Source organism: Mesorhizobium sp. M4A.F.Ca.ET.020.02.1.1, from assembly GCF_004022645.1.
In the GTDB taxonomy this organism is placed as follows: Bacteria; Pseudomonadota; Alphaproteobacteria; order Rhizobiales; family Rhizobiaceae; genus Mesorhizobium.
This window is the reverse complement of the sequence record NZ_RZOI01000861.1, coordinates 1-2286: the sequence shown is the minus strand read 5'-3', so window position 1 is coordinate 2286 and position 2286 is coordinate 1. Positions and strand designations below refer to the sequence as shown.

Below are 2286 nucleotides of genomic sequence, written 5' to 3'. Positions count from 1 at the left end.
TCTGGAAGGTGCGGCCGAGGCCACGTCCGATGCGGCGGTGCGCGGCCTCGCCCGATACCAGGGTCCCGTTGAGACGGATCTCGCCGCTGGTTGGCAGGATGCTGCCGGCCAGAAGGTCGAACATCGTCGTCTTTCCGGCGCCGTTCGGACCGATTAGTCCGAGGATTTCGCCCGACCCTACCTCGAACGACACGTCGTTGACCGCGACAAGACCACCGAAGCGCCTGACGAGGTTGCTCGCTGTCAGAACCGGCGCACGGGTCTCCGGCCCATGCTGTGTCGCCGTCTCGATCATCAGTCCCTCTGGCCGCAGCGATCGTTGTCGCTTTCTGAATTTTGATATGTGATCACACTTGCTTTGATCACGGTATTCGGCTTTAATTTTATCCGCAAGCCGAAAACGGCCAAGCCCTTGTCAAAAGAGAAGCCGGCCAAAAACGGGCCAGGATCGGAACGCCATGCAGAAGGCTACCGCCGAGCGGAAGAACGATGCGATCGGCGCCCAGCTTGCGCCTGTCGGCCGAGAGACCGTTCAGGACCGGGTCTATTCAGAGCTGCGCCGCGCTCTGATTGGCGGCCTGTTCGAGCCAAGCCAGATGCTGACCATCCGCGGCCTTGCCGACGCGCTGGTGACCTCGACCATGCCGGTGCGCGAGGCGCTCGGACGACTGATCACCGAAAAGGCCCTGGAAGCGCTGCCCAACCGCTCGGTGCGCGTGCCGCCGATCACGCTGGAACGCATCGACGATCTTTTGCGCGCTCGCATCCTGATCGAGGGCGAAGCGATTGCACTGGCCGTGACCCGCATGGGCCCGCGCCAGATCGCCACCATCGAGACCATTCTGGGCGAATGGGACGAAATGCGCGCGCTCAAGCACAAGAAGGATGTCGATCGCGAAGTGACGCTGAACCAGAGCTTTCATTTCGAAATCTACCGGTCCTGCGGCTCGGCGGTGCTGATCCCGATGATCGAGAGCCTGTGGCTGCAATCTGGCCCCTGCATCCGCGTCGCCATCTACGCCTTTTCGGAAGCCGGCGAGGTCGACACAGCCCAGTATCACCGCCGTATCGTCACGGCGCTGGCCACGCAGGACGCTCAGGCAGCGCGCGAAGCGCTTGTCGCCGATATCAGCCGGCCGTTCACCTTCCTGCGCCACAAGCTGCAATCGGCAGCGAAAGACCAGACATGACTTCCATCAGGATCACCGAGCCGCGCTCGAAGCTTTCCGTGACGGCGCTGTTGCTGCCCGAGAAAGCGCCGGAAAACGTTGCTTTCCTGGGTGCCTATCTCGGTAGGCCGCGGATCATCCCCGGCATCCATGCGATGTGGACCGGGCCTGAAATCTCCTGTCCGGTTCCCGCTGCCGATCTTGCGGGCCAGGCCTATGCTCAGCCTCTGCCAGCAGAAAACGCGACGCTGACGCCGCAGCCTGGCGACATCGTGCTGTCCTACGTGCCGCGGCGCGTCTGGGGCGGCAACCCCAATGCCATCTTCGACATCGGCCTGTTCTACGGGCCAGGCGCGCGGCTTCTGTTCCCGATCGGCTGGCTCGCCGGCAGCGTGGTGGCGCAGGTGGTTGCCGAGGAGCGCGATCAGTTCGCCACTGCCTGCGCCGTCATCCGCCGCAACGGCGCCTCCGACATCTCCTTCAGCCTGGTGGAGGCCTCAAATGGCTGACGACAGTTTCGAGCTCTTCGATCTTCGCGTAGAGGCGGTCATCCCCGAAGGCAAGCCGATCTATTGCGGCGCCAAGGCGGGCGACTATTTCGACCTAAAGGGCGAGATGTTGTCGTTGCCGGCCGGGCAGGGCTTTTCGATCTATTCGCTAGCCGCCGTGCTGCCGCTGCTGGCGGCCAAGCAGCGGCCGACGCACGCCAATGACTGGATGACGTCGGACGCCGAGATCGCCTGTCCCGATCCGAACTGCGCCAGCCGGCTCAGGATCGTCAGGGTGGCCAAGCGGCGGTTCAGCCATGCCGAAACGACGGCGGTGCCGCTGCCGGGGAAGACGGAGCACAAATGACTGCCAGGACTTTCGAACTCGCCACCGGCTACACCATCTCGCGCGTCATCCGCGGCGGCTGGCAACTGGCCGGCGGTCATGGCGCGATAGACCGCGAGCAGGCGGTGGCCGACCTGATCGCCACTCTTGACGCCGGTATCTTCACCTATGACTGCGCCGACATCTACACCGGCGTCGAGGAGCTGTTCGGCGCCGCGCGGCTGCGGCTCGCCAACGAGCGCGGCCTTGATGCCGCCGCCAGGATGAAGGTGCACACCAAGCT

5 protein-coding genes are annotated in these 2286 nt (G+C 64.2%); 4 read left to right on the top strand and 1 reads right to left on the bottom strand.

What is annotated here, in order from left to right; all coding sequences use genetic code 11:
• On the bottom strand, positions 1 to 295 hold a 295-nt coding region (locus EN742_RS32260), incomplete at its 3' end, for an ATP-binding cassette domain-containing protein (RefSeq protein WP_128333742.1).
• A 163-nt stretch (positions 296 to 458) separates the two neighbouring features.
• Between EN742_RS32260 and EN742_RS32255 the strand changes: the two genes are divergently transcribed.
• The 4 genes from EN742_RS32255 to EN742_RS32240 form a co-directional block, all read left to right on the top strand.
• On the top strand, positions 459 to 1190 hold the full coding sequence (locus tag EN742_RS32255) for a GntR family transcriptional regulator (protein ID WP_127404920.1): 732 nt from the start codon (positions 459 to 461) through the stop codon (positions 1188 to 1190).
• Complete coding sequence (locus EN742_RS32250; RefSeq protein WP_126056270.1) at positions 1187 to 1678, top strand: DUF3830 family protein; 492 nt, start codon at positions 1187 to 1189, stop codon at positions 1676 to 1678. Before EN742_RS32255 ends, EN742_RS32250 begins: the two co-directional genes overlap by 4 nt.
• Positions 1671 to 2024 carry a TIGR04076 family protein gene (locus tag EN742_RS32245; protein ID WP_126056269.1) on the top strand — a complete coding sequence of 118 codons (354 nt, stop codon included), beginning with the start codon at positions 1671 to 1673 and terminating at the stop codon, positions 2022 to 2024. Before EN742_RS32250 ends, EN742_RS32245 begins: the two co-directional genes overlap by 8 nt.
• Positions 2021 to 2286, top strand: a 266-nt coding sequence (locus EN742_RS32240; protein WP_148670417.1) for an aldo/keto reductase, incomplete at its 3' end; no start/stop codon positions are given. The genes EN742_RS32245 and EN742_RS32240, both read left to right, overlap by 4 nt.

Coding starts and splice junctions, on each gene's coding strand:
- EN742_RS32250 (WP_126056270.1), top strand. CDS start 1,187: ATGACTTCCATCAGGATCACCGAGCCGCGCTCGAAGCTTTCCGTGACG.
- EN742_RS32255 (WP_127404920.1), top strand. CDS start 459: ATGCAGAAGGCTACCGCCGAGCGGAAGAACGATGCGATCGGCGCCCAG.
- EN742_RS32245 (WP_126056269.1), top strand. CDS start 1,671: ATGGCTGACGACAGTTTCGAGCTCTTCGATCTTCGCGTAGAGGCGGTC.